General features: G+C 59.8%; 24 protein-coding genes. 20 read left to right on the top strand and 4 right to left on the bottom strand.

Features of this window, described 5'->3' with window-relative positions; all coding sequences use genetic code 11:
- Nucleotides 1-111: 111 nt before the first annotated feature.
- The 20 genes from pyrH to G1C98_RS04480 all read left to right on the top strand — a co-directional run bounded on the left by pyrH (nucleotide 112) and on the right by G1C98_RS04480 (nucleotide 16,903).
- On the top strand, nucleotides 112-861 hold the full coding sequence (pyrH, locus tag G1C98_RS04575) for a UMP kinase (RefSeq protein WP_169079686.1): 750 nt from the start codon (nucleotides 112-114) through the stop codon (nucleotides 859-861).
- 45 nt (nucleotides 862-906) lie between these two features.
- Nucleotides 907-1,461: a ribosome recycling factor gene (frr, locus tag G1C98_RS04570; RefSeq protein ID WP_169079684.1), complete on the top strand. Its 555-nt coding sequence runs from the start codon at nucleotides 907-909 to the stop codon at nucleotides 1,459-1,461.
- Nucleotides 1,462-1,486: 25 nt separating this feature from the next.
- Entirely contained in the window at nucleotides 1,487-2,473 is a 987-nt protein-coding gene (locus G1C98_RS04565) for a phosphatidate cytidylyltransferase (protein ID WP_169079682.1), read from the top strand.
- Nucleotides 2,474-2,592: 119 nt separating this feature from the next.
- Entirely contained in the window at nucleotides 2,593-3,756 is a 1,164-nt protein-coding gene (rlmN, locus tag G1C98_RS04560; RefSeq protein ID WP_169079680.1) for a dual-specificity RNA methyltransferase RlmN, read from the top strand.
- Between the two features lie 217 nt (nucleotides 3,757-3,973).
- The gene (hisF, locus tag G1C98_RS04555) at nucleotides 3,974-4,744 is read left to right on the top strand and encodes an imidazole glycerol phosphate synthase subunit HisF (RefSeq protein WP_169079678.1); all 771 of its coding nucleotides are present in this window, start codon (nucleotides 3,974-3,976) and stop codon (nucleotides 4,742-4,744) included.
- Nucleotides 4,745-4,781: 37 nt separating this feature from the next.
- On the top strand, nucleotides 4,782-5,171 hold the full coding sequence (gene hisI, locus G1C98_RS04550; protein ID WP_169079677.1) for a phosphoribosyl-AMP cyclohydrolase: 390 nt from the start codon (nucleotides 4,782-4,784) through the stop codon (nucleotides 5,169-5,171).
- On the top strand, nucleotides 5,171-6,727 hold the full coding sequence (locus G1C98_RS04545) for an anthranilate synthase component I (RefSeq protein WP_169079675.1): 1,557 nt from the start codon (nucleotides 5,171-5,173) through the stop codon (nucleotides 6,725-6,727). The genes hisI and G1C98_RS04545 overlap by 1 nt, the downstream gene beginning before the upstream one ends.
- 55 nt (nucleotides 6,728-6,782) lie before the next feature.
- On the top strand, nucleotides 6,783-8,870 hold the full coding sequence (locus tag G1C98_RS04540) for a bifunctional indole-3-glycerol phosphate synthase/tryptophan synthase subunit beta (RefSeq protein WP_169079673.1): 2,088 nt from the start codon (nucleotides 6,783-6,785) through the stop codon (nucleotides 8,868-8,870).
- Between the two features lie 27 nt (nucleotides 8,871-8,897).
- Nucleotides 8,898-9,770: a tryptophan synthase subunit alpha gene (gene trpA, locus G1C98_RS04535; protein ID WP_169079671.1), complete on the top strand. Its 873-nt coding sequence runs from the start codon at nucleotides 8,898-8,900 to the stop codon at nucleotides 9,768-9,770.
- Nucleotides 9,767-10,681 (top strand): prolipoprotein diacylglyceryl transferase, encoded by a 915-nt coding sequence (lgt, locus tag G1C98_RS04530; RefSeq protein ID WP_169079669.1) that lies wholly within the window; start codon nucleotides 9,767-9,769, stop codon nucleotides 10,679-10,681. The genes trpA and lgt overlap by 4 nt, the downstream gene beginning before the upstream one ends.
- Before the next feature lie 27 nt (nucleotides 10,682-10,708).
- The gene (rpe, locus tag G1C98_RS04525; protein ID WP_169079667.1) at nucleotides 10,709-11,374 is read left to right on the top strand and encodes a ribulose-phosphate 3-epimerase; all 666 of its coding nucleotides are present in this window, start codon (nucleotides 10,709-10,711) and stop codon (nucleotides 11,372-11,374) included.
- 8 nt (nucleotides 11,375-11,382) lie between these two features.
- Nucleotides 11,383-11,646 carry a phosphoribosyl-ATP diphosphatase gene (locus G1C98_RS04520; RefSeq protein ID WP_003826436.1) on the top strand — a complete coding sequence of 88 codons (264 nt, stop codon included), beginning with the start codon at nucleotides 11,383-11,385 and terminating at the stop codon, nucleotides 11,644-11,646.
- 67 nt (nucleotides 11,647-11,713) lie between these two features.
- Nucleotides 11,714-12,565 (top strand): ATP phosphoribosyltransferase, encoded by an 852-nt coding sequence (gene hisG, locus G1C98_RS04515; RefSeq protein ID WP_169079665.1) that lies wholly within the window; start codon nucleotides 11,714-11,716, stop codon nucleotides 12,563-12,565.
- A gap of 13 nt (nucleotides 12,566-12,578) precedes the next feature.
- Nucleotides 12,579-13,202 carry a CDP-alcohol phosphatidyltransferase family protein gene (locus G1C98_RS04510; RefSeq protein ID WP_169079663.1) on the top strand — a complete coding sequence of 208 codons (624 nt, stop codon included), beginning with the start codon at nucleotides 12,579-12,581 and terminating at the stop codon, nucleotides 13,200-13,202.
- Nucleotides 13,199-14,176: a DUF881 domain-containing protein gene (locus tag G1C98_RS04505; RefSeq protein WP_169079661.1), complete on the top strand. Its 978-nt coding sequence runs from the start codon at nucleotides 13,199-13,201 to the stop codon at nucleotides 14,174-14,176. The genes G1C98_RS04510 and G1C98_RS04505 overlap by 4 nt, the downstream gene beginning before the upstream one ends.
- The gene (locus G1C98_RS04500) at nucleotides 14,176-14,508 is read left to right on the top strand and encodes a small basic family protein (protein WP_169080150.1); all 333 of its coding nucleotides are present in this window, start codon (nucleotides 14,176-14,178) and stop codon (nucleotides 14,506-14,508) included. The genes G1C98_RS04505 and G1C98_RS04500 overlap by 1 nt, the downstream gene beginning before the upstream one ends.
- 3 nt (nucleotides 14,509-14,511) lie before the next feature.
- A complete protein-coding gene (locus G1C98_RS04495) occupies nucleotides 14,512-15,357 on the top strand; it encodes a DUF881 domain-containing protein (RefSeq protein ID WP_169079659.1) in 846 nt (281 codons plus the stop codon).
- Nucleotides 15,358-15,362: 5 nt separating this feature from the next.
- Complete coding sequence (locus G1C98_RS04490; RefSeq protein WP_169079657.1) at nucleotides 15,363-15,806, top strand: FHA domain-containing protein; 444 nt, start codon at nucleotides 15,363-15,365, stop codon at nucleotides 15,804-15,806.
- Between the two features lie 94 nt (nucleotides 15,807-15,900).
- Nucleotides 15,901-16,536 (top strand): MerR family transcriptional regulator, encoded by a 636-nt coding sequence (locus tag G1C98_RS04485; RefSeq protein ID WP_169079655.1) that lies wholly within the window; start codon nucleotides 15,901-15,903, stop codon nucleotides 16,534-16,536.
- A 1-nt stretch (nucleotide 16,537) separates the two neighbouring features.
- The gene (locus tag G1C98_RS04480) at nucleotides 16,538-16,903 is read left to right on the top strand and encodes a hypothetical protein (RefSeq protein ID WP_169079654.1); all 366 of its coding nucleotides are present in this window, start codon (nucleotides 16,538-16,540) and stop codon (nucleotides 16,901-16,903) included.
- Between the two features lie 127 nt (nucleotides 16,904-17,030).
- On the opposite strand, the gene G1C98_RS04475 is transcribed toward G1C98_RS04480, so the two are convergent.
- From G1C98_RS04475 to G1C98_RS04460, 4 genes are all read right to left on the bottom strand, one after another.
- Complete coding sequence (locus tag G1C98_RS04475) at nucleotides 17,031-17,357, bottom strand: thiamine-binding protein (protein ID WP_169079652.1); 327 nt, start codon at nucleotides 17,355-17,357, stop codon at nucleotides 17,031-17,033.
- Nucleotides 17,358-17,686: 329 nt separating this feature from the next.
- The gene (locus G1C98_RS04470) at nucleotides 17,687-18,400 is read right to left on the bottom strand and encodes an HAD hydrolase-like protein (protein WP_169079650.1); all 714 of its coding nucleotides are present in this window, start codon (nucleotides 18,398-18,400) and stop codon (nucleotides 17,687-17,689) included.
- 96 nt (nucleotides 18,401-18,496) lie between these two features.
- Nucleotides 18,497-18,841, bottom strand: a complete 345-nt coding sequence (locus G1C98_RS04465; RefSeq protein ID WP_169079648.1) for an RNA polymerase-binding protein RbpA — start codon at nucleotides 18,839-18,841, stop codon at nucleotides 18,497-18,499.
- Nucleotides 18,842-18,916: 75 nt separating this feature from the next.
- Nucleotides 18,917-21,490, bottom strand: a complete 2,574-nt coding sequence (locus G1C98_RS04460; protein WP_169079646.1) for a DEAD/DEAH box helicase — start codon at nucleotides 21,488-21,490, stop codon at nucleotides 18,917-18,919.
- Nucleotides 21,491-21,493 lie beyond the last annotated feature (3 nt).

Raw genomic sequence — 21,493 nt, 5'->3', positions numbered from 1 at the left:
GCGCGTTAGAACCGCAGCCGGTCGGTGTTACTCGATATGCTGAAAGACGGTAGTTTTGCGGTTCGCGTATCAGTTGCGCGGATCGACGGCGACAATGAAGGAAGATAATTTATGACTGGCGAAAATGCAGGCGATAAGCCGCGCAGAGTTCTGCTCAAGCTCTCCGGCGAGGCATTCGGCGGTGGCAAGGTCGGCATCGACACCCATGTGGTGCGTCGCATCGCTTCGGAAATCGTTCCGGCCGTGGACAAAGGCGTACAGGTCGCAATCGTGGTCGGCGGCGGCAACTTCTTCCGCGGCGCGGAGCTGCAGCAGGCGGGCATCGACCGTTCCCGCGGCGATTACATGGGCATGCTCGGCACTGTGATGAACTGCCTGGCACTGCAGGACTTCCTTGAGCAGGAGGGCCAGGCCACTCGCGTCCAGACCGCCATCACCATGGGGCAGGTCGCCGAGCCGTATATTCCGCTCAAGGCCATTCGTCACCTGGAGAAGGGCCGTGTAGTGATCTTCGGCGCCGGTGCCGGCATGCCGTACTTCTCCACCGACACGGTATCCATCCAGCGCTCGTTGGAAATCCACTGCGACGAGGTGCTCATGGGCAAGAACGGCGTCGACGGCGTGTACACCGCCGACCCCCGCAAGGACGAGAACGCCAAGCGCTTCGAGACGCTGAGCTACAACCGCGCGCTGGTCGACAATCTTGCGGTCATGGATGCGTCCGCGCTGTCCATGGCGCGCGACAACCGGAAGCGGATCCGCGTATTCGGACTCGAAGGCGCCGGAAACGTGACCCGTGCCCTGGTCGGCGAAGACATCGGCACGCTGGTCTCCACCGCGGAATCGCGTGTGGCAGACTGACCACGTACAATCAATTCCAAACACCAACGTAATCAAGGAGCAATAATGGCAAGCGTAATCGAACAGGCCAAGGAACAGATGGCCAAGACCGTGGAGAACACCAAGGAGAACTTCGCCGGCATCCGTACCGGTCGTGCGAACCCCGCACTGCTCAACGGCATCATGGTCGACTACTACGGCGCACCCACGCCAATCAAGGCCGTCGCATCCATCGGCGTCCCGGAGCCGCGTACCCTGGCCGTCACCCCGTTCGATGCCTCCCAGGCCGGCGCGGTGGAGAAGGCCATCCGCAATTCCGATCTCGGTGTGAGCCCCAACCGCGACGGCAACGTCATCCGACTGACCATGCCCGAACTCACCGAGGAGCGCCGCAAGGAATACGTCAAGCTGGCCAAGGGCAAGGCCGAGGACGGCAAGGTCGCGGTGCGCAACATCCGCCGTAAGGCCAAGGAATCCATCGACAAGTCCGTCAAGGACGGCGATATGGGCGAGGACGAGGGCGATCGTCTGCTCAAGGAGCTCGACAAGGTCACCAAGTCCGTCACCGACGATATCGATGCCCTGCTTGAGACCAAGCAGAAGGAGATCATGGAGGTCTGATTCGCAGCCTCCCGGTACATCGAATATGGAACATAATGATCAACTCCATGATCAGGCCGAGGTGACGCTCGACCAGATCAACAAGAAAACCGGCCGCAACATGCCCCAGGCCATCGCCACGGCAGTGCTGCTGATTGCGATCATTCTCGGATGCCTGCTGATAAGCATCGATCTGTTCGTCGCGCTTGTCGTGGTGTTCATGGTGCTGGCCCTGTGGGAGCTCCGAGTCGATTTCGCGACGGCGGGACTGCATATTCCGGTGTTCATGCTGTGGATATGCTCGGCATGCACGCTGCTGGCGACCTACTACTCGCCGCTGCATGTTGTGGCCATGTCGCTGTGTGCCATGGCCTCCATCATGCTGGTGGCGCTTTCGGCCACGGCGAAGCTGAGCTTCGGCAACAGGCTTTCGCTTGCGGTCGCGGACAAGCTCTCCCATACCGAGGCGGGCGCACGGCTCGAATCCTCCTTCAACCATGACGGGGGAGAGCAGCATCACAGCCGTCTGAGCCATGTGGCGGTCTCCGTGCTTACCGTGCTGTACATCCCGGTTCTGGCATCGTGCATCATCATGCCGTTGACCTTCCACGGGCATCCGGTGGCCCATGCCATCATGCTCGTCTTCCTGCCGGCGCTGTCCGACACCGGTGGTCTGTTCGCCGGTGCCTGGCTGGGCAAGCACAAGCTTTCCCCGCGCATTTCCCCCAAGAAGAGCTGGGAAGGCCTTGCCGGATCAGTGCTGTTCGCCATGGTCGGCGCCTTTGCGGTGATGTTCTGCACCTACACCCCGCAGGTCTGGGCCGCGCGGTGGTGGGTCCCCGTCGTGATGGGAATCCTGGTGGGCGTCATCGGCACGTTCGGCGATCTGTGCGCATCCATGATCAAGCGCGACCTCGGTCTCAAGGACATGGGCCATCTGCTCAAGGGGCACGGTGGCGTGATGGATCGCGTCGATTCGATTCTGATGGCGGCGCCGTTCACCTGCATCCTGCTGTGGTTCACCGGCATGTGATCCGGGTGTTCCCGCTACCCGCAAGAGTGCCCGTGCACAATCCATGCACGGGCACTCTTGCATTGCAGACCAAACGTTATCCAATGTAATCCAAACGAACCAAACGAAGCGAAGAACCTATGACTTCCTCTGAAATCCCCGAAACCGGCATTACCGAAGGCGGAACCGAAGGCGCGTTCCGCGATGTGCTCTCCAAGGACCATGCCCGCCGTGGCAAGCCTCCAGTGCATTTTACCGACATGAGCGAAGACGAACGCATCGCCAAGGTCAAGGAGCTCGGCCTGCCGAAATTCCGCGTCAAGCAGCTTGCCAACCACTATTACGGCCATTTCGACGTGAACGCCGCGGACTTCACCGATTTCCCCGCAGCCAAGCGCGCCGAGGCCGAAGAGGCCTTCTTCCCCAACCTCATCACCGAGGTCACACGGCAGGTGGCCGATAACGGCACCACCATCAAGACGCTGTGGAGACTGTTCGACGGCGCGCATATCGAATCCGTGCTCATGAGGTATCCCACCCGCACCACCTTGTGCATCTCGTCCCAGGTCGGATGCGGCATGGGATGCCCATTCTGTGCGACCGGTCAGCTGGGGTTGACACGTAACATGTCCACCGGCGAGATCCTCGAACAGGTGCGTGTCGCCGCACGGATGATGAGGGAGGGCGAGGTCGCCGGCGGCCCCGGCCGTCTGAGCAATATCGTGTTCATGGGCATGGGCGAGCCGATGGGCAACTACAGGTCCGTGCTGTCGGCGGTGCGCCAGATCTCGGCGTTGCCTCCCCAGGGGTTCGGCATTTCGGCACGCAACATCACGGTGTCCACGGTCGGCGTCGTGCCGGGCATCAGGAAGCTCACCGAAGAGGGCATCCCCGTTCGTCTCGCGGTGTCGCTGCATGCGCCGAGCGACGAGCTTCGCGACGAGCTCGTGCCGATGAACAAGCGTTTCAACACGACGGCGGTGCTCGATGCGGCGCACGATTATTGGCTCGCCTCCAAGCGCCGTGTCAGCATCGAATACGCGCTGATGCGCGGCATCAACGATCAAGCGGAGCATGCCAGGCTGCTGGCCAAGCGTCTGAACCATTATGGGGATGATTGGGCGCATGTGAACCCCATTCCGCTCAACCCCATCGAGGGTTCCAAGTGGACCGCCTCGAAGCCGGAGGACGAGAAGCGTTTCCTCGACATCCTGCATGCCGCCGGCATCACCGCCACACTGCGCGATACCCGAGGCCAGGATATCGACGGCGCATGCGGGCAGCTTGCCGCCAAGGAACGCTGACGACAAAACGCGAAATGCGACGGGGCGGGGATCGTTTCATGCACGGCGATCCCGCCCCCGTTGTGCAACCACGCAAGGCTAATGAATCATAGCCTTTGAATTCGTTGGATACGCGGCGCTGGCATGCCTAATATGTGGACTCGTGCCATGCCATGTAGCGTAAGGTCTGTAGTCTGAAAACCGAATCATAGACCAGTTGTTCGTAGGGGAGTGAAAGATGTCGCTGGCGGTACGAGTTATTCCATGTCTGGATGTTGATGCCGGTCGTGTGGTGAAAGGCGTCCATTTCGAGAACCTTAAGGATGCCGGCGATCCGGTCGAACTTGCGGCGGAATACTATCGGCAGGGTGCCGATGAGCTGACGTTCCTGGACGTGACGGCTTCCAGCTCCCATCGCCAGACCATGGTCGATGTGGTCAGCCGCACCGCGGAACAGGTATTCATCCCGATGACGGTCGGCGGCGGCGTGCGCACGCCGGAGGACGTCGATTCCCTGCTGCGCTGCGGTGCGGACAAGGTCGGCGTCAACACCGCGGCCATCAACGATCCGACGTTGATCAGCCGTGTCGCCGAGCGTTTCGGCAACCAGGTTCTGGTGCTTTCCGTGGACGCACGCCGCGAGCGGGGGGAACGGCACACGCAGTCCGGGTTCGAGGTCACCACAATGGGTGGCCGCAAGTCCACCGGCATCGACGCCATATGGTGGGTGAAGCGTGCGCAGGAGCTTGGCGCCGGCGAGATCCTGCTTAATTCCATGGATGCCGACGGCACGCAGTCCGGGTTCGATCTTGAGATGATCAGGGCCGTCCGCCGCGAAGTCAACATTCCGATCATCGCATCAGGCGGTGCGGGCAAGGTCGAGGACTTCCCCCCGGCCATCGCCGCCGGTGCCGACGCCGTGCTCGCCGCATCCGTGTTCCATTACGGCAGAATGACGATTGCCGACGTCAAGGCGGAATTGCGCCGTGCCGGGTACGCCGTCCGTTGATTGTTAACCATCCCCGAATGAAGAAGTGACACCGAGAATGCAATACGACAATTCCATAACGCTCGATCCCGCAATCGCATCGCGTCTCAAGCGCGACGACAAGGGCCTGGTCGCGGCCGTCGTGCAGCAGTACGACACTCGCGACGTGCTCATGGTGGGGTATATGGACGATGAGGCGCTGCGCCGCACCCTGACCACCGGACGAGTGACCTTCTGGTCGCGCTCCCGCCAGGAATACTGGCGCAAGGGCGACACCTCCGGGCATGTGCAGTACGTCAAGGGCGTGTCCCTGGATTGCGACGGCGACGCCCTACTGGTGGAGGTCGACCAGGTGGGTGCCGCCTGCCACACCGGAAAGCGCAGCTGCTTCGACGAGGGCGGCCCGCTGCCCGTCGTCGAGGGATTCAGACCCGAGGAGGAGCAGTGATGGAACAGTGCAGCGTCGAACATCTGCGCTGGGGGGAGACCTGGCCGTCGCGCGAACAGTTCCACGAGCTTGCCGATGAAGGCTACCGCATCATCCCCATCGTGCGTCGTCTGCTTGCGGATTCGCTTACCCCCGTCGGTTTCTACGAACGTCTCGCCGCCGGGCGCAGCGGCACGTTCATCCTCGAATCGGCCGAATTCGGCGGCACCTGGAGCCGGTACAGCTTCATCGGCGTGAATTCCATCGCCCAGTTGCGTTCGAACAACGGTCAGGCCGATTGGCTCGGCCAGGTGCCTGCCGGAGTGCCCACGCATGGCGATGTGCTGGAAGTCGCCCACGCCACGCTGAAGACGCTGAAGACCCCGAAGGTCGCGGGTCTGCCGAATCTGACATCCGGACTGGTCGGCACGGTCGGCTGGGATGTGATTCGCCATTGGGAACCCACCCTGCGCGGCAAGGCCCCGAACGAGACGGATCAGCCGGAGCTGGTACTCGCCCTCGCCACCGATATCGCGGTGGTCGACCATGTGTCGGGTTCGGTCTGGCTGATTGCCAACGCCGTGAACGTCGATGACAAGCCGACTCGTGCGGATTGGGCCTTCGATAACGCCATCGAACGTCTCGACGCCATGCAGCGGCAGGCCGCGACGCCGACGCCGGGGGAGGCGCGCATCAACGTGCTCGACCCGCATGTGCCGCAGCCGGAGCTGCGATTCCGTACGGAAAAGTCGCATTACGAGCAGGCGGTCGAAGAGACGAAGAAGCACATCATCGACGGCGATGTGTTCCAGACCGTCATCTCCCAACGTCTCGACATCGATTCGCCGGCGGACCCCTTCGACGTGTACCGTGTGCTGCGCACGCTGAACCCAAGTCCGTACATGTACTTCTTCGCGTTGACTGATACCAAGGGTCGTACGTTTAACGTCGTCGGCTCCAGCCCGGAAACCCTGATCAAGGTCGACAACGGCCACGCCATGACCTTCCCGATCGCAGGTTCCCGCCCGCGAGGCGCGACGCCCGAGGAAGACGAGAAGCTTGCCAAGGAGCTACTCGCCGATCCCAAGGAACGCAGCGAGCACATCATGCTCGTCGACCTGTCACGCAACGATCTGAGCCGCGTGTGCAAGCCGGAAAGCGTGGAAGTGGTCAAGCTGATGGACATCAAGCGATTCAGCCACATCATGCATATCTGCTCCACCGTGACCGGCACGCTGAGCGATGGCATGACGGCTTTCGACGTGTTCACCTCGGCCTTCCCCGCAGGCACGCTGTCCGGGGCCCCGAAGCCCCGCGCCATCGAGATCATCGACGAGCTTGAGCCTGCCGATCGCGGCATCTACGGCGGAACCGTCGGCTATTTCGATTTCTCCGGGAACATGGACATGGCCATCGCCATCCGCACGGCCTTCCTGCGCGACCATGAGGCCAGCGTGCAGGCGGGGGCGGGAATCGTGCTCGACTCCGTGCCGCAGAACGAATGGCAGGAAACCCGCAACAAGGCCGAGGCAAGCGTCGAGGCCGTCCAGATTGCGGCACAGTTGAAAGCGCTATGATCACGGGGACGTTACCCTTGCTAAGACACCTTTTGTAACAAGAGAAAGGGAATCCATGTCGGTACTCGACGAGTTGGTGGCAGGAGCGGTAGAGGATGCCAAGGCACGTGAGGCCAAGGTAAGCCTTGAGCAGATCAAGCGGATGGCGGAGCATGCCGCCGCGCCCCTTGACGCCACTCGATGGCTTAGGAAGGCCGATGGGATTCCCGTGATCGCCGAGATCAAACGCGCCTCACCCTCCAAAGGGCATCTGAGCGATATCCCCGATCCGGCGGCCTTGGCCAGGCAATACGAGGCCGGCGGCGCAAGCGCGATCTCATGCCTGACCGAAGAGCGGCGTTTCCACGGCAGCCTTGACGATTTCGACAAGGTCAAGGCCACCGTGCATATCCCGGTGCTGCGCAAGGACTTCATCGTCAACGACTATCAGATCTGGGAGGCGCGTGCCCACGGTGCGGATATCGTGCTGCTCATCGTCGCCGCGCTCGACGACGCCAACCTCAAGCATCTGCTTGACCTGGCGCATGAGCTGAAGATGACGGTGCTGGTGGAGACGCACACTCGCGACGAGATTCGGCGCGCCATCGACGCGGGTGCCCGGGTGATCGGCATCAATGCGCGAAATCTCAAGAATCTTCGCGTCGACGTGAGCAAATACAGCGAGCTCGCCTCCAATCTGCCCGACGACGTCATCAAGGTCGCCGAATCCGGCGTGTTCGGGGCGGTCGAGGTCGAGGATTACGGCCGCGCCGGCGCCGATGCGGTGCTGGTGGGCGAGGGCGTCGCGACGGCCGATGACCACATTCTTGCAGTGCAACGACTAGTGAAAGCAGGTGCGCAAGTGAAAGCAAGCGAATCCACTCCGTTGAGCGAACATCAGGGACCGTACTGGGGCCAGTTCGGCGGCAGGTACGTTCCGGAAGCGCTGATCACCGCGCTGGATGAACTTGAGCGCGTATACGAGGAGGCCAAGGCCGATCCCGAATTCCATAAGGAGTTCATGACGTTGCAGAAGCGCTATGTCGGTAGGGAAAGCCCGCTGACCGAGGCGCCGCGCTTCGCCGAGCTGCTTAAGGAGAAGACCGGCATCGCCCCGCGCGTCTTCCTCAAGCGCGAGGACCTCAACCATACCGGCGCGCATAAGATCAACAACGCGCTCGGCCAGGCCCTGCTGGTCAAGCGCATGGGCAAGACCCGCGTCATCGCGGAGACCGGTGCCGGGCAGCATGGTGTGGCGACCGCCACCGTATGCGCGATGCTCGGACTCAAGTGCCGCATCTACATGGGTCAGATCGACGCGCGCCGCCAGGCGCTGAACGTGGCACGCATGCGCATGCTTGGCGCCGAGGTCGTCGAGGTCACCTTGGGCGACCGCATCCTGAAGGACGCCATCAACGAGGCCCTGCGTGATTGGGTCACCAATGTCAAGGACACGCATTATCTGCTGGGCACCGTCGCCGGTCCTCATCCGTTCCCCGCCATGGTCCGTGATTTTCAGAAGATCATCGGCGAGGAGGCCAAGCGCCAGCTGCAGGATTGGTATGGCATCGACCACCCGGATGCGGTGTGCGCCTGTGTGGGCGGCGGCTCCAACGCCATCGGCATCATGAACGCCTTCCTCGACGACGATCGTGTGAACCTTTATGGCTATGAGGCCGGCGGCAAGGGTCCGGAGTCCGGCAAGCACGCCATCCGTTTTGCGCCGGGCACCGGCCAGCTGGGCATGTTCCAGGGTGCCAAGAGCTATCTGCTGGAGACCTCCGAGGGGCAGACCCTCGACACGTACTCCATTTCCGCCGGCCTCGATTATGCGTCGGTAGGCCCCGAGCATGCATGGCTCAAGGAGATCGGCAGGGTCAACTATTCCTGGGCCACCGATGAGGAGGCCATGAACGCCTTCCGTGATCTGAGCCGTACCGAAGGCATCATCCCCGCCATCGAAAGCTCCCATGCCGTGGCGGGCGCATACAAGGCATGCGAGGATCTGAAGGCCAAGGGATACACGAACCCGGTCATCATCATCAACATTTCCGGGCGCGGCGACAAGGACATGGCCACGGCCGGCAAGTGGTTCGGATATCTGACCGATGATCAGGCCAAGGCCCTTGATGTGACCGGTGCGCACGGTGACACCGTCGCATGATGAATCGTGAGGAGTGAAGGATCAACTATGACTAACGAAACAACCACGCCGTCCGGTCAGCCGCTGGGCATCAGCCACAAGCCAAGCAAGACCGAGGCCATGTTCGCCGGGTTCAAGGCGCAGAACAAGCCGGCATTCATCGGCTATCTGCCGTACGGTTTCCCGAATCCCGACGATTCCCTCGCCGCATTGAAGACCATGGTCGAGCATGGCGTCGATGCCGTGGAGATCGGCCTGCCATATTCGGATCCGGTCATGGACGGCCCGGTTATCCAGGCCGCCAGTCAGATCGCCCTGGATAACGGCGAACGCATCGCCAACGTGTTCAAGGCCGTGGAGACCGTGGCGAATGCCGGCGGCGTGCCGCTGATCATGAGCTACTGGAACCTGATCTTCCATTACGGCGTGGAACGGTTCGCCACCGACTTCGAGAATGCCGGCGGTGCCGGACTCATTACCCCTGACCTCATTCCCGACGAGGCCGGCGAATGGATCGAGGCATCCGATCGCCACGGGCTCGACCGCGTGTTCCTCGTTTCCCCGGATTCGTCCGACCGGCGTCTTGAGATCGTCGCCAAGAACGCGCGTGGTTTCGTCTATGCCGCGGCTCGAATGGGCGTCACCGGCGAGCGTTCCACCATCGACGCCTCCCCGCAGGCGTTGGTGGAACGCACCCGTAAGGCAGGTGCCAAGAACGTGTGCGTCGGCATCGGCGTGTCCACCGCCGAGCAGGGCGCGAAGGTCGGTGCATACGCCGACGGCGTGATCGTCGGTTCCGCATTGGTGCATACGCTGCTCAACGATGATGGCAAGACGGCTCGCGACACATCCGAGGGACTCGCTCTGCTCGCCGCCAAGACCGAGGAGCTCGCCGAGGGCATCCACGGAGCGCGCGCATGACGTCACTCGCCTATATTCCTTCGCCGGGGTTCTCGAAATTCCAGATCGGTCCGATTACCATCCGCATGTACGCCGTGTGCATTCTCATCGGCGTATGTTTCGCGGTCTGGATTCTCACCCGGCGTTGGAAGCGGGCCGGCGGCACGTTCGACCAGGTACTTGACCTTACCTTGGTGACCGTTCCCTGCGGTCTGGTCGGCGCGCGTCTGTACCACTGCCTGAGCACTCCGGCCATGTATTTCCCGCCCACGGGCGACCCATCCGCCATACTGCGCGTATGGGAGGGCGGCATGGCCATTTTCGGCGGCATCATTGGCGGCGCGCTTGCCGCCTTCCTGTGGTGCCGTCACAAGCGGTATCCCTTCGCGTTGCTGCTGGATTGCCTTGCACCCGGACTGATGGTCGCGCAGGCCATCGGACGGTTGGGCAACTGGTTCAACCAGGAGCTGTACGGCAAGCCGACCACGCTGCCATGGGGGCTGAAGCTCAATGAGAACAGCGACGCCATCGGCCACAGCGAGGTCTGCTATCAGGGCACCGCCTGCCCGAGCGGCACCCTGTTCCACCCCACATTCCTCTATGAGATGATTTGGAATCTCATCGGTGCGGCGCTGATCGTCTGGATCGGCGGCACGTTCGCCAAACGTCTCAGGGCCGGACAGCTTGCCGCGCTGTACATGGTCTGGTACGGCTGCGGACGCAGCTGGATCGAAGAGATCCGCATCAACTATTCGACCGTCATCCTCGGCCTTCGCACGAACACGTGGACCGCCATCCTGACCGCGTTGTGCGGCGTCGTGCTGTTCATCGTGCTGCGTCGGTACGGGAGAACATATGATGAACTTACGGCAAAGCTTCGCGCCGTCACGGACGACGAGCTTGAACGTATGAGTCAGAAATCCACAAAATGACCCTAGTCAACAGTAAGGTAAGTGATTATGAGCATTGAAATCGCACCTAGCATCCTGTCCGCAGACTTCTGCAATCTCGAACGTGACCTCAAGGCCATCTCCAACGCCGATTTGGTCCACGTCGATGTCATGGACCATCATTTCGTCCCGAACCTGACGCTGGGCGAGCCGATCGTCAAGCGCATCTGCGAGGTCACCGACCTTCCGGTCGACGTGCATCTGATGATCGAGGATCCCGATCGCTGGGCACCGGAATACGCCAAGCTTGGTGCGGCGTCCGTGAGCTTCCACATGGGTGCCACCCATGCTCCGGTGCGTCTGGCACGCCAGCTGCGCGAGATGGGTTGCAAGGCCTGCTTCGCGGTTCGTCCGGCGGAACCCGTCGAACCGATCTTCGATATTCTCGACGAATTCGACATGATTCTCATCATGACCGTCGAGCCCGGCTTCGGCGGCCAGAAGTTCCTGGACAACCAGATGGGCAAGGTCCGCCGCCTGCGCGACGAAATCACCCGTCGTGGTCTGAAGACCAAGATCCAGGTCGATGGCGGTGTGAGCCCGAAGACCGCGCACATCGTGGCAGAGGCCGGTGCTGACGTGCTGGTCGCAGGTTCCGCCGTCTATGGCGCGCAGAACCCGGCGGAAGCCATTGATTCCATTCGTGATAAGGCCGCAGCGGCCTACAAGGACTGAAAGACATTATGAAGACTTTTGAATCGCTGTTTGCAGAACTGTCCGAAAAAGCGAAGACCCGTCCGGAAGGCTCCCTGACCGTTGACGAGCTGGACAAGGGAACGCACTTCATCGGCAAGAAGATCGTCGAAGAGGCATCCGAGACCTGGATCGCCGCCGAATACGAAGGTGCCGATCGCACCGCCGAAGAGATGAGCCAGCTGCTTTACCACGTGCAGGTCATGATGATCAAGCACGGTCTGACGCTTGAAGACGTGTACAAGCATCTGTGATGCACAGCCGGGTCTTGCCGGCACATGATCACCGTTCAAGCTGAAGAAACTAGAGGAAGAAAAAGAAATGCTGCGAATCGCTGTTCCGAATAAGGGAATGCTGTCCGAACCGGCCTGGAATATTCTGTCCGAGGCAGGGTATCGTCTGCGCTCCAATTCACGTCAGCTCGTCGTGGAGGACCCCGACAACGATGTGGAACTGTTCTACCTGCGCCCGCTCGATATCGCCGTGTACGTTGGCAGGGGCACCATCGACGTGGGTATCACCGGAGAGGATCTGCTGAAGAACTCCGGTACCGAGGCCGTGGAGCATTTCCCGCTCGGCTTCGGAGCCTCTACATTCCGTTTCGCCGCACCGAATGAGTCTCCCATCAAGGAGCTCAAGGACATCGACGGTAAGCGCGTCGGAACCTCCTTCGACAAGCTCGTCCACGATTATCTGGTCGAACATGGCATCAACGCCGAGACCATCCACCTGGACGGTGCCGTGGAATCCTCGGTGCAGCTTGGCGTCGCCGATCTGATCGCCGATGTGGTGTCCACCGGCACCACGCTGCGCAATGCTGGTCTGCGTATCTTCGCCGATCCCATCATGCATTCCGAGGCGTGTCTGATTCGCAGCCCTCGCCTGGACAAGGACGACGAACGGCTCACCATCCTGAGCCGTCGTCTGCAGGGCGTGCTCACCGCACAGCGCTACGTGCTGATGGATTACGACATCCCCGTCTCCAAGGTGAGCGAAGCGGTGGAGGTCACGCCCGGCTTCGAAAGCCCGACGATCTCCCCACTGCACGATAAGCAGTGGAGCGCGGTACGTGTTATGGTGCCGAAGGCCAAGGTCAACCATCTGATGGACAAACTGTATGAAGTCGGTGCACGTGGCATCATCGTTACGGCACTGCAGGCCTCCCGCATCTAACATATTGGACGATATGAGCGAACACATTCAGAAGTCAACGTACAGTCCCGAACCACGGGATATCATCATCACCATTCCGAATGCGCTGAGTCTGCTGCGCATCATCTCCATACCCATCGTGGCATGGCTGATCTCTCGGCATAGCATGATTCCGGCTCTGATTGTGTTCGCCTTCTCCGCCGTCACGGATTTTTTCGACGGCGCTTTGGCGCGCAAGCTTAATCAGGTCAGCAAACTCGGGCAGATTCTTGACCCGTGCGCCGACCGTCTGCTGATTTTCTGCACGATACTCGCGCTCGGCATAGCGGGAATCATCCCGTGGTGGATCTTCATCGTGGTCGTGGTCCGTGATGTCGTGATGGCGATTGAGATCCTCTGGCTGGCGCAATACGGCTATGGGCCATTACCCGTGCATTTCGTGGGGAAGGCGGCGACGGCGCTGCTGATGATATCCATGGTCGCCTTGGTGGTGGCGGATATCGGTACCGGAACACCGTTCCATGTCCTGCATCTATTCGCATTGGCCGTGGGCATCTGGGGTGTGGTGCTGTACTGTCTTGCCGGCTTCATCTACCTGCGCCAGGGGAGCGGTGTCATCCGCAAAGAGCTGCGCGCATGGAAGGAAGCCAGGCGATGAGCGGCATGGAGCCGATGCCGGCTTCATATCCGGTGGAGGAATCCCGTGACGCCAAGCATCGGCGTGCGGTTTTCTCCCACTCGTTCGCAGGTCTTATCTCGCAGCATGCCGCCCCCGAAGACATCTTCATTCGGGAAAGGGAACGACGCCATCGGGTCCGCAAGGATGATTCGCTCAGATTGATCGACGATCTGATCAACAGGCCCGTCGACCCGATGTTCCTTGATTCCAATCTCGGCAAGCATAATACGTCCCCGTTCGCCGTATGGGCGACAAGAATCATATGCTTCGTAGTATGCATCGCCGTGGGGTTCCTGGGCTGTCTGTTCGTCCAGCAGCTTCATTCCGATCCGCGCAGGGCCGTCCGGGCCAGCCTGGCAAAAGAGCTCCGTGAATCGCAGAGCACACTTGACAAGCTTTCCTCCGACGTGGCGAGCCTGCATAAGCAGGTGGACGAGCAATCGAAAAAAGTCGTGCAGGACGGTTCCAACAGCACACTGATGAAGGATGAGATGGCCAGCGGCCAGCTCGCCGTCAGGGGAGAGGGCATCATACTCACAGTGGCCGATCCCATTGCCGCGGCAAACGAAAGCAATGGTGCCACGCCAAGGGAGAATTCCGGCAACCGTCTCCGCGTGGTCACCGACGGCGATCTTCAGCAACTTGTTTCGGTGCTGTGGCGCGCCGGCGCGGAGGCGATCAGCATCAACGATGAGCGGCTGGGTGCACAGACCTCCATACGAACGGCAGGCAACACCATTCTGATCGGATTGAATGCCGTGGAGAGCCCGTATCGTATCAGGGCGATCGGCAACAGGCATGAGCTGGCTCAGTCGGTCGGCCAGCGCAATCTCGGTTCGATGTATACCGTATTCGAACAGGCCGGCATAAGTCTGCATGTACAGCAGTCGAAGGAGCTTACACTGAAATCAGCTGTTATTTCTGATGTCAACTATGCAAGGAAGGCTGAATGATGGCGGCAGTACTGGGTTTGATCATTGGCATAGTGGTCGGGGTGTTCGTCCAGCCCGATATTCCCGTGGCCATTCAGCCGTATCTGCCGATCATGGTCGTTGCGGCGTTGGACGCATTGCTGGGTGCCGCCCGCGCCTATTTCGAGCGCCGCTTCTCCGATCGCGTGTTCATCATCTCCTTCTTCGCCAATGTGATCACCGCGACGCTGCTCGTACTGCTGGGCAATCAGCTCGGCGTCGGTTCACAGCTGCAGACGGCCGTCATCGTCGTGCTCGGCATCCGCATCTTCTCCAATGTCTCCGCCATCAGGCGTTTCATCTTCCGGGGGTGAGCTATGGCAAGGCAGAACAGGCATGGGCGTAACCGCAGCCGTAATACGGTAAGCGAGTTGAGGGAACGCAGCGAGGAGGAACGACGCAACGACGACACCGCCACGGGATCGTTCCCGCAGGTACACGGCAGGACGGGGAAGCGTACGCTGAAGGGGACGTCCGACTTCCGTATACGGGCGTCGTCCACCATACTCATCACCTTGATGTGCGCGCTGCTGGGATTCGGCTATATGACGCAGATCAACAGCGGACCATCCACGTATGAGACGATGAGCGAGGACGAACTGGTGCGTCTGATCAACGAGACCAGTACGCAGGCGCAGAATCTCGAACAGCGAAAGAACCAGCTCTCGCAGCAGCTGTCCAGCCTGAAGGCCGCCGCCGATCAGCGTGAGCAGGCGCAGCGGATCGCCAATCAGAACAAGGAGACCAGCGGCATCATCTCGGGTCGTCTTCCGGCCCAGGGCAAGGGCGTGATCATCACCATCGGCAAGGGGAAGGACAAGGATGTGGATGCATCCACGATGTTCACCCTGATCGAAGAGCTACGAAACGCCGGAGCCGAGGTCATCTCCATCAACGATGTTCGGGTCGTCACGTCCACTTCGATCTGGGATGACGAGGATGGGGGACTGCAATGCGACGGCATCCCGTTGACGCTTCCCTATACGGTGCGGGCCATCGGCAATCCCTCTGATCTGCAGAATGCAGTGAACATAGCCGGCGGCATCGGCTCCCGACTGAAGGTAATGTACGGAGCAAAGGTTAGTGTGAAGCAGTCGGATAACGTACAAATCGACGCAACCCGAGAACCTTCAACAAATAACTACGCAAAGACGGTAGAATAGCGATTATGACTGAACCGATTCCAAGCGCAGGCGAAACCACCATCATCGGCATGCCTGCCATCACCATTCCTGTAACTGCAACCGCGACCAGCGATCGTCCGCTGACCGCCGAAGACCTGGATACCATTGCGCGCCTGTCCGACGACACGGCGTTGCTGATTTCCACAAGAGGGGCCGTATCCGGGTCGCGTTATCTGCTTGACGAGGATGAGGTGACCGTGGGGCGTGACCCTCATTCCGACATTCTGCTGGATGACTCCACCGTTTCCCGTGCGCACGCCGTATTCCGCCGTGCGAATGGGGTTTTCTCCGTTGTCGACGCCGGCTCGCTGAACGGTACGTATGTGAATCGTCAGCGCATCGACCAGGCGCAGCTGAAGAACGGCGATGAGATCATGATCGGCAAGTTCCGTCTCGTGTTCTTCACCAAATCAGCTATCGTCGCATAGCCAAGGCCTGTTCCGCTCGGTGCGACGGTTGGTCGCCTGTCCAAAACCCTGAATATGGGCCGACATCGGCATCATGATGTGGAAGGCGGCGAGCATGGCAGTCAATAATGGGTTGCATCTGCATGTGCGTCTCGAAGATCGTGAGAATCTGAACGATAATGCCATTCAAGGCGAATTGTTCGAATTCGACGATGAGGATACCACGCTGGGCTACCGGGGGAGCGTCGCTTCCAAAGTAGCCGGTATCACCTATCGCCAGCTCGATTATTGGGCGCGCAAGCAGATCGTCGCACCGTCGATTACTCCATCCCACGGCTCGGGATCACGAAGACTGTATTCCTTCAAGGATGTGGTGATTCTCGCCGTTTCCAAGAAGCTGCTCGACGCCGGCGTGAATCTGCAGAATGTGACCACGGCCATCGGGTTCCTGACCCAGCGCAACGTATCTCAGCTGGAGCACATCACCATCATGTGCGACGGCGAACATGTGTACGAGTGCACGTCCAACGAGCGGATGATGGAACTGCTGGATACCGGTCATGCGGTGTTCGCCGTTTCCGTAGGTTCGCTATGGCATCGTATCCATACTGCCTTGGAACAGGAGGATGCCGTGGACGTGAACAGGCAGGCTCTGACTGCCGATATCGGGCAACAGCCCATCGATGATCTAACCGCAGCGCGTATGCGCAAGAACCAGAAGGCGCGGCATCAGTCGCGTCAATCAGCGTGATATGGATATTTTGCCGATCGTATTATGGGGGATAGGCGTGGTCGTCTCCATCGGAGTATGCACCGCCGCCGTGATCTCCAGCAAGTACCTGAGCCGTGATGCCGAGCCGGAGGTCGCGCCGCCAACGATGATGACGGCGATACATCACATGGTGTCGCTGGTCTGCTTCCTCACGGCGTTGCTGATCTCTTCGTACAGCATCGATCTGTATGCGAAACCGGTGCGAGATTTCTATCGGTATGCCATTCCGGTGGGCGGCGGCATCGCTGTGGTGCTCCTTGGCGTGCAGATCGTACTGTTGTATATGCAATCCAGGCGTGCCATGCATACGGAGATGAACAAACGTCTGAGCAGCTATACACGGTGAGATGCTGACATGATGAAACGCGTGTGTTCGGAATACTTGATAGGTTCCGAACACACGCGTTGTTGATTCCTGTGATTCGTTCGTAGGAAAGTATTTGCAATGACAGGGGAGAGACGCCTGTGATGATTCAGATCTGGCCGTGCAGCTCGGGATCCTCGGGATGATACTTCCCTACCTTGCGTTCCGTGGTCAGCACCTCGCCTTCAGGTCGGTAATTGATCTTGACATACGACATCACATGGCTGGATCCGGCCTTGGCGCCGACCAGCTGGCAGTTTTTGACGATATCCATGCAAGTGTCGAAATCGCCTTCGATGGCGGTCTCGAACGGACCGACGAAGTACTTGACGCCGGTCGACTTGATATATGCAATCACCTCGTCGACGATGGCGCAGGTCTCTTCATCGGTCTGCGCATCCATCGGCAGAAACTGAATGGCGACGGAACAGTTCATTACGATGTTCTCCTTGTTGTGTTGGGTTGGCTTTTACTTGGTGTATGAATACAGAGTACCTATGGTGCGGAACATGCGGTGAGGGAGTACCGTCGATATTCTTTTCTGACATAACGTACATTATCGGCTATTTTGTATGTCTCTGAAACCATGCTTTTCCAAGGGATATCAGACTGGGTTCGGTGATTCCCGGAAAAAGATTATGTTCTGATCTGTCTGCATACGTTACACTGTATCGATTCGTTTATCGCCGTAAATACATGTATGCCTCGTGCATCGGATAATGGCACGAGGCATACTGACGAATCCATAAATGAATTCGCACGAATTCAGTCGGCGAAATACTCGACGACGGCATCATGCAATTCGTCGATATGATCGATGACACGATATGCGCCGTGCTTGGTCAGCTCCCCGGGCTCCGCATAGCCCCAGCCGCACCCCAGGCAGTCGAGATCGCAGGCCTTGGCACCATCGGCATCCGTCCAGCGATCGCCGACCATCAGCGCACGGTCGGCGGCGCGATCGAATCCGATATGGTCGAAGCAGTATTCGATGACCTGTTCCTTAAGCAGACGCGAATTATCCTTGGATGCTCCATAAATGCCGTCCACCATGCCCGTGACACCAAATCGATCGCAGATCGGCACGGCCTGGTATTCGGGCTTACAGGTGGCCACGGCCAGGTAATACCCGTCTGCACGCAGCGCCGCAAGCTGCTGCGGAATGCCGTCGAACACCATATTGACATAACGTCCGGCGACCTTGCATCCAGGATTGTTCGGATCGTCGAAGATCTCCCGTTCGCCGTAGAACTCGCGATACAGATCGACACCATGTTCCAGCTGATCGTCGGGAACGTGATTACGCTTCAGCGAAGTGATAATGGGTGGTCCGACAAAACGCTGCAATTCCGCCGCATCCGGTACGGGCATATGCAGGGCCTTGAACGTCTCCTTGACACTGGCGAGAATGCCAGGCGCGGAATCGGTAAGCGTGCCGTCCAGATCAAGCAGAACGACCTTCTTCGGTGCGGTTGACATGGGTTGCTCTCCCCTGTTTGTTGGTTCTCTCATTTCACAAAACAACCCGGTGCCGCTCATACCAAACAATGGTCGGCGGCACCGGGTCTGGTGTCATCACTCGTAATCGGGAATCCAGCCGTCACGGTGCATTTGCAGGCGCTTTTCCAACAGCTCGGCGAGTTCTTCCTCCGAGCGGCGCTCAAGCAGCATATCCCAGTGAGTTCGGGTCGGCTTGGTGATCTCGTTGGCCTTGTCTTCCTCGCCTTCAAGCCGGGCGACGGAGCCGCAATGGCATTCCCATTCGTTGGGAATCTCTGCGCCTTCGGCGAACGGCAGGATGATACGGTGCCCGTTGGGGCAAATATAAGCCACTTCTTCACGGGCGGCGAAATCGACGTTCTGATCGGATTCCAGCGACTTGGCGCCGATGCTCATGCCCCTAAGGCTACGTTCTGCCATATTGGTGATTCCTCCTTATGTACTGTACCCACAGTACGAAACAGTTCGGACGATTGATATATTCCCGTTTTCACATCATTCGATGCCGCTGTATGCCACGACGCCACGGTTTACGAGATCCGCTGCCTCGCGGGCGCGGTCGGCAAGCGATGCGCCGTTCTCGCCAAGGTACGGTTCCGCGACTGCGATCTGCTGCAGCATATCGGACAGACGCTTGGCGTTGCGGACGAAATCCCCGCCGGTCAGTTCCGTGCCGTGCAGCACTTCGGACAGGCTGCGCCCGTCGGCCCACTCGTACATGATGTCGAGAATGCCGAAATCGATGTCCTGCAGCGGATTCATGCCATGAGCCTCGCAACAGTCGCTAACCTCGGCATGAATCCGCTGCAGTTCGCGTGCGGCGACGGCGATCGGGCCGTGAACGGAACCGGGGTAGTACCGTGGCTCTCCCCCACTGCCACGTCGCGCCTCGTAGACCAGCGACGATACTACGGCGGCAAGCCCGGCCGGCGGCAGTAAATCGAACACACCGGCGCGGATGGCCTGGGCCAGCACCACATCCTGCTCGCTGTACAGGCGGCGAAGCAGCTGCCCCTGCTCGGTCAGCGTCACATTGTGTCGGCCTTGCTCGCCAAGATAGCCGAGCTCCGTGAGCACATCGCAGATACGATCGAACTGACGGGCCACGGAGCCGGTACGCGAATCATAACGGTTGCGCACATGCTCGAGTTCGCGCATCTCCCGCACCCAGCGATGTCCCCAACGCAAATGACTCTGCAGATCGGGACACTGTTTGCACGGATGATGCTGTTCAGCGGCACGTAGCTTGCCGATCTTCCGATCGAGCTCGCGGAATGCATCGGAACGTTCCTTGTCACTGCGGAACAGCTGATGCTTGAGCCGGTTCCTTTCGCCTTTCTCGGCGGAACTGAGCTCCATACGAATCGTCATGAATTCCTTGAAATCGCCATGCTCACAGACAAAGGCCTTCTCGTAGCCGTCCAAAGCCTGCTCAAGCGATGCGATCTGGGATTCCAGTTGCCATGCCGACGCATTCGCCTCCCACTGGGCGAAGGAATGGTCAAGCGTGGTGCGAGCCGTGGCGTAGTCGCTGGAATTGAGCAGATTCACCGCCATATTGAACGTCGGATGGAAACTGGAATGCAGCGGATACACACGCTTGCTGGACAGCGCCGCCGCGGTCGCTGGGACGAATCCTCGATGGTCGACCACCACGGCATGACCGATGGTGTCGATGCCGCGCCGGCCCGCGCGACCGGTCAGCTGGGTGAACTCGCCCGGAGTCAGCGGCACATGCCCGGTACCATCGTATTTCTCAAGCTTCTCCACCACCACGCAGCGCGCAGGCATATTGATGCCCAACGCCAGCGTTTCGGTGGCGAACACCATCTTGATCAGTCCCTCTTCGAACAGGCGCTCGACGATTTGACGGAACAAGGCGACCATGCCCGCGTGATGCGAGGCGAATCCTTCTTCCAAGGCAAAGCGGAACCGGGAAAAGCCCAGCGTCTTCAGATCATCCTGGCTGAGCTGCCCTTCGACCATCTCATCGACGATCTGGCGGATTCGTTGCGCTTCCTCGTCCGTGGTGAGTTCCAGACCCGCATTGAGGCATTGCTCGACTGCCTGGTCGCAGCCGTTGCGGGAGAAGATGAAATAGATGCCGGGGAGCATATCGAGGTAATTGAGCTCGTCGACCACCGCCCAGCGGCGCGGGGTATGACGTTCGGGCTTGCGTGCGGGTGATCCGCCTCTCCCCCTGCCGGGGCCCTTGCCGTGATGCCTGGACTTGACATTGCGCTCATCGACGCGCCTGCGGGATGCCTGATGGTCCAACTGACTTAAGCGACGGGCGAGTTCCGTATTCACCACGGTGGTCTGATTGCCGTCGGCATCGCGCCGGTACAGGTCGATGATCTCCGGCTCGGTACGGTCGTTTTGCTGGACCATCACATGCTGTTCCAGCGGCACCGGGCGTTTTTCGGATACGATCAGCTTCGTATCGCCGCGCACCGAGGCGATCCATTGGCCGAAATCCTCCACATTCGACACGGTGGCGGACAATGCCACGATGCGTACCCGCGACGGCAGATGGATGATGACCTCTTCCCATACCGGGCCGCGGAACCGATCCGCCAGATAGTGCACCTCATCGAGAATGACATATCTCAAGGCGTTGAGCGTGGTGGAATGCTCATAGAGCATGTTGCGCAACACCTCGGTGGTCATCACCACGATGTCCGCTTCGGAATTGATGGAGATGTCGCCGGTGAGCAGGCCCACCTTGTCCTCGCCGTACAGGTCGACCAGATCATGGTACTTCTGGTTGCTCAGCGCCTTGATCGGTGTGGTGTAGAAAGCCTTGACGTTGTGCTGCTGGGCAAGGAACACCGCGAAATCCGCCACAACGGTCTTGCCTGCGCCGGTCGGTGCCGCGACAAGCACGTTGCTGCCATCTTCCAAGGCCTGGTTCGCCTTCGATTGGAAGGAATCGAGCTCGAATGGCAGTGTCCGCTCGAACTGTGCGGCGATGCTGGCGTTTTGGCGTTGACGCTGCCTGAATGCAGCATAACGCTCGGATGGCGAAATCTCTTCGCTATCCGAGCGATGGTGATGATGTCGACTCATGTA

The organism is Bifidobacterium erythrocebi, from assembly GCF_012932675.1.
Classification (GTDB): Bacteria; Actinomycetota; Actinomycetes; order Actinomycetales; family Bifidobacteriaceae; genus Bifidobacterium; species Bifidobacterium erythrocebi.
This window is presented reverse-complemented; position numbering and strand designations above follow the sequence as displayed.

Coding starts and splice junctions, on each gene's coding strand:
- pyrH (WP_169079686.1), top strand. CDS start 112: ATGACTGGCGAAAATGCAGGCGATAAGCCGCGCAGAGTTCTGCTCAAG.
- lgt (WP_169079669.1), top strand. CDS start 9,767: ATGACGTCACTCGCCTATATTCCTTCGCCGGGGTTCTCGAAATTCCAG.
- G1C98_RS04565 (WP_169079682.1), top strand. CDS start 1,487: ATGGAACATAATGATCAACTCCATGATCAGGCCGAGGTGACGCTCGAC.
- rpe (WP_169079667.1), top strand. CDS start 10,709: ATGAGCATTGAAATCGCACCTAGCATCCTGTCCGCAGACTTCTGCAAT.
- G1C98_RS04475 (WP_169079652.1), bottom strand. CDS start 17,357: ATGAACTGTTCCGTCGCCATTCAGTTTCTGCCGATGGATGCGCAGACC.
- G1C98_RS04470 (WP_169079650.1), bottom strand. CDS start 18,400: ATGTCAACCGCACCGAAGAAGGTCGTTCTGCTTGATCTGGACGGCACG.
- hisI (WP_169079677.1), top strand. CDS start 4,782: ATGCAATACGACAATTCCATAACGCTCGATCCCGCAATCGCATCGCGT.
- trpA (WP_169079671.1), top strand. CDS start 8,898: ATGACTAACGAAACAACCACGCCGTCCGGTCAGCCGCTGGGCATCAGC.
- hisG (WP_169079665.1), top strand. CDS start 11,714: ATGCTGCGAATCGCTGTTCCGAATAAGGGAATGCTGTCCGAACCGGCC.
- G1C98_RS04510 (WP_169079663.1), top strand. CDS start 12,579: ATGAGCGAACACATTCAGAAGTCAACGTACAGTCCCGAACCACGGGAT.
- G1C98_RS04465 (WP_169079648.1), bottom strand. CDS start 18,841: ATGGCAGAACGTAGCCTTAGGGGCATGAGCATCGGCGCCAAGTCGCTG.
- G1C98_RS04480 (WP_169079654.1), top strand. CDS start 16,538: ATGGATATTTTGCCGATCGTATTATGGGGGATAGGCGTGGTCGTCTCC.
- G1C98_RS04540 (WP_169079673.1), top strand. CDS start 6,783: ATGTCGGTACTCGACGAGTTGGTGGCAGGAGCGGTAGAGGATGCCAAG.
- G1C98_RS04485 (WP_169079655.1), top strand. CDS start 15,901: ATGGCAGTCAATAATGGGTTGCATCTGCATGTGCGTCTCGAAGATCGT.
- rlmN (WP_169079680.1), top strand. CDS start 2,593: ATGACTTCCTCTGAAATCCCCGAAACCGGCATTACCGAAGGCGGAACC.
- G1C98_RS04505 (WP_169079661.1), top strand. CDS start 13,199: ATGAGCGGCATGGAGCCGATGCCGGCTTCATATCCGGTGGAGGAATCC.
- G1C98_RS04490 (WP_169079657.1), top strand. CDS start 15,363: ATGACTGAACCGATTCCAAGCGCAGGCGAAACCACCATCATCGGCATG.
- G1C98_RS04500 (WP_169080150.1), top strand. CDS start 14,176: ATGGCGGCAGTACTGGGTTTGATCATTGGCATAGTGGTCGGGGTGTTC.
- G1C98_RS04545 (WP_169079675.1), top strand. CDS start 5,171: ATGGAACAGTGCAGCGTCGAACATCTGCGCTGGGGGGAGACCTGGCCG.
- G1C98_RS04495 (WP_169079659.1), top strand. CDS start 14,512: ATGGCAAGGCAGAACAGGCATGGGCGTAACCGCAGCCGTAATACGGTA.
- G1C98_RS04520 (WP_003826436.1), top strand. CDS start 11,383: ATGAAGACTTTTGAATCGCTGTTTGCAGAACTGTCCGAAAAAGCGAAG.
- frr (WP_169079684.1), top strand. CDS start 907: ATGGCAAGCGTAATCGAACAGGCCAAGGAACAGATGGCCAAGACCGTG.
- hisF (WP_169079678.1), top strand. CDS start 3,974: ATGTCGCTGGCGGTACGAGTTATTCCATGTCTGGATGTTGATGCCGGT.
- G1C98_RS04460 (WP_169079646.1), bottom strand. CDS start 21,490: ATGAGTCGACATCATCACCATCGCTCGGATAGCGAAGAGATTTCGCCA.